Genomic DNA, 3,203 nt, shown 5'->3' with positions numbered 1-3,203 from the left:
TACCAACCCATCGTCAACCTGGCGACCGGGGAAATCTGCAAAGCTGAGGCACTGATTCGCTGGCTGCACCCCGAACGCGGCATGATCAGCCCGCTGGATTTCATTCCATTGGCCGAGGACACGGGGCTCATCGTTGCGATTGGCGATTGGGTGTTCAAGCAGGCCGTGCATCAGGCCCGGCAATGGCGCGGCCGGTTCCATCCGTCGTTCCAGATCAGCGTCAACATGTCACCGGTGCAGATTCGTCAAGACAACCTCGTTTGTACCCAATGGCCCAAATATCTTCTTCGGGAAGGGATGCCGGGGCAGAGTGTTGCGATTGAAATAACCGAGGGGCTGTTACTGCATACCGACTCGAAGATCAAAGAGAAACTGCTGAGCTTCCGTGATGCGGGGATTCGGATCTCGATCGACGACTTCGGGACGGGTTACTCATCCCTGGCCTATCTCAAGCGCTTCGACATCGACTACCTCAAGATCGACCGTTCATTCGTGCAGAACCTCGCCGTTGATGGCGACGATCAGGCGCTTTGCGAGGCAATGGTCGTGCTGGCTCACAAACTGGGATTGAAAGTCATTGCCGAAGGGGTGGAAACGACCGAGCAACGAGATTTTCTCATTGCCGTGGGTTGTGATTTTGCCCAAGGCTTTTTGTATTCCCAACCGGTTCCACCTGAGCAATTCGAGGCGCTGGTATGGCCTGATCTCGAGGATAGGCCTGCCGATAATTCGTGCGCTACCTCCGGCGCGACCCTCATTGGCTGAACATGCGGGCGGACATTTCGCATCAGTCCGGGTACGGGCGGAGAGTTCATCTTGCGTGCGATGTGCAGTAAGGGCTGAGCATCACCACGCGGCCGGCCTGTTGGAGTCTCGCCTGTGCAATGAACGCCTAGCGCGTTTCCCACGGCGGACCCTCTTTAAAATACTCGACCCAATAATCGATAAATCGGCGAACTTTCGACGGTACATACCGCGCGCTCGGGTACACCGCGTTAATGCTCAGTTCTGCCTATTCGATAACAGGGCGATCGGCTGATGATAGCAAGGCGGGGATTATCGCGTCCCGGTCCGCAATCTACTATGGGTTCGTCTGCGGGACGGCAACCTGCCGTCCCGCAAAACCGGTGAGACACGCGATGAAAGTAACCTCGAATGGCATTCAGCTTTATGTGAAGGATCAGGGCAGCGGTACGCCTGCTCTGGTTTTCCTGCATTACTGGGGTGGGTCATCACGTACATGGGACGACGTCGTTGCCGCGCTGCCCGCCGAGTACCGGACGGTCGTACCTGATCTGCGGGGATGGGGCGACTCGGATGCACCAGCGAGCGGCTATGCGCTTGCCGATTTCGCCGATGATGCTCAGGGCCTCATTGCCGCGCTCGAGATCCAGCAATACGTTCTGGTGGGCCACTCAATGGGCGGCAAGATTGCGCAATCGCTGGCGTCGCGCCGGCCGCGCGGGTTGATCGGGCTTGCGCTCGTCGCACCGTCGCCGCCTGTGCCTCTCGCCCTACCTCCGGAGGTGCGTGAAGCGATGCTGGGCGCGTATGACTCGCGGGAGTCGGTCGGGATGGCGATAGATCAGATGCTGAGCGCAAAGACACTGAGTGCGAAGCACCGGGAACAGGTGATCGGCGACAGCCTGGGTGGCGCCCGGCAGGCGAAGATGGCATGGCCCACGAGTACCAGCCTGGAAGACATCACGGGAGTCGTAGGCTCGATCGACGTGCCCGTTATTGTGATCGCCGGAGAACTGGACCGTATTGATAGCGTTGCAACGCTCGAAGCAGAACTGCTGACTCGCATTCCCCACGCGACACTGCGCGTAGTGCCCGGCACCGGCCACTTGTCGCCACTGGAGTCCCCGGTCGATGTCGCGAGCATGATTCATGAGTTTGTTGTGACCCTGCCTGACTGAAGGCGGGTCGGTATCTAAGCTCAAGGCTCGTAGACAGGGGAACCTGGAAACGAGCCACGATCCTCGCTGCTTCGACGCCGCAGCGCCCCTAACGAAAAAGCGACAACAACTCGTCGAGACCTCCCAGTTGCCAGTCCGGTGTCTGGCCCATTTCTTCGAAGACGCTGCCGCTACGATTGATCCAGCATGTCGGAAAGCCGAAATAGCGTGCCCCCGTGGCATCCCACGCATTCGACGACACGAACAGGATCGACGATCGGTTCATCCCAAACGCCTGCTCCGCAAGCAGGTAGGCGCGATCGTCCGGTTTATACACGCGCACCGGGTCGACACTCAGCAGATGGTCGAACTCGGCGCGAAGTCCGGAGTGCCCCACCACGGCGCCGATCGAATGCGGCGAACCGTTCGACAACACAGCGAGCTTCAGTCCGCGCGAGCGCAATTCGCGCAGCGTATCGGGCACTTCGGGAAACGGCTGCAGGCGCAGGTACGCATCGCACAGAACCTTGCAGGCATCGTCGTCCAGAGGGAGCTGAAGATAACGGCAGGTGTAGCGCAATGCGTCTTGCGTCGCCTGCTCGAACGGGACATAGCGGTTCATCAGGCTGCGCAGCCACGTGTATTCAAGCTGCTTCTGTCGCCAAAGGGCGCTGATTTCACGTCCGCGCCCCGGGAATTGCTGATCGCACCGGGCGACCACTGAGTGGACGTCATACAGCGTGCCGTATAAATCGAACGCAATCGCCTTGATGTGATCCATCTTGATGTTATCCATATCACGCCTCCATGAAAGGCTTCAATACAACAGCAGGAGTCCTGCGGACCTCATGTCAGCTTCTACATCACGTTTTGAGCCGCTTCCGGTGAGCCGCAACCTTCGCGCGGTTACCGCAAATCGCCATGCTGCACCAGCGGCGCGCGTGAGCACGGGTGTGATCCGCAAACATCAACGTGCATCGATGACCTTCGCATGCCTTCACGTGCGTGAAGTCCTCGTCACACACCAGCCTCGCCAACGCCTGTGCGATAGGCATTAGCAGTGACTCGGGCGACTGCCAGCGGCGCTTATCGAGGAACTCAAAAGCCGTTGCCCCGTTCGCGCCATCGGCGACGACTTCTCCATATCGATCGTCGCGTGCGAGCAGCTGATTCAAGGGTTCAAGTGTACGCAGATCCTTGGCGGCCAGCGGCCGCCCCTTGCGTTTGTGGACAAATCCCCTGAACCATTCGCGCAGCACGCGGGCCTGCGCCGCGACAGCATCGAACTCGGCCGGCGCGAAC

4 protein-coding genes are annotated in these 3,203 nt (G+C 59.4%); 2 read left to right on the top strand and 2 right to left on the bottom strand.

Annotated features, from left to right (window positions below; genetic code table 11):
* A partial coding sequence (locus WCA53_RS26230; RefSeq protein ID WP_423917375.1) for a putative bifunctional diguanylate cyclase/phosphodiesterase occupies positions 1 to 765 on the top strand: 765 nt, incomplete at its 5' end.
* A 374-nt stretch (positions 766 to 1,139) separates the two neighbouring features.
* Positions 1,140 to 1,922, top strand: coding sequence for an alpha/beta fold hydrolase (locus tag WCA53_RS26225; RefSeq protein WP_423917372.1), 783 nt, complete (start codon positions 1,140 to 1,142; stop codon positions 1,920 to 1,922).
* 88 nt (positions 1,923 to 2,010) lie between these two features.
* Here WCA53_RS26225 and WCA53_RS26220 read toward each other — a convergent pair whose 3' ends face one another.
* Positions 2,011 to 2,682: a haloacid dehalogenase type II gene (locus tag WCA53_RS26220; RefSeq protein ID WP_423917378.1), complete on the bottom strand. Its 672-nt coding sequence runs from the start codon at positions 2,680 to 2,682 to the stop codon at positions 2,011 to 2,013.
* An 82-nt stretch (positions 2,683 to 2,764) separates the two neighbouring features.
* A partial coding sequence (locus WCA53_RS26215) for a CGNR zinc finger domain-containing protein (RefSeq protein WP_423917367.1) occupies positions 2,765 to 3,203 on the bottom strand: 439 nt, incomplete at its 5' end.

Source organism: Caballeronia sp. (genome assembly GCF_049581465.1).
Classification (GTDB): domain Bacteria; phylum Pseudomonadota; class Gammaproteobacteria; order Burkholderiales; family Burkholderiaceae; genus Caballeronia.
Note: the sequence above shows the minus strand (reverse complement) of the source record. Positions and strands in the feature narration are given on the sequence as shown.

Bases quoted from the DNA above. Each gene is read 5' to 3' on its own strand.
- WCA53_RS26225 (WP_423917372.1), top strand. From the start codon at position 1,140: ATGAAAGTAACCTCGAATGGCATTCAGCTTTATGTGAAGGATCAGGGC.
- WCA53_RS26220 (WP_423917378.1), bottom strand. From the start codon at position 2,682: ATGGATCACATCAAGGCGATTGCGTTCGATTTATACGGCACGCTGTAT.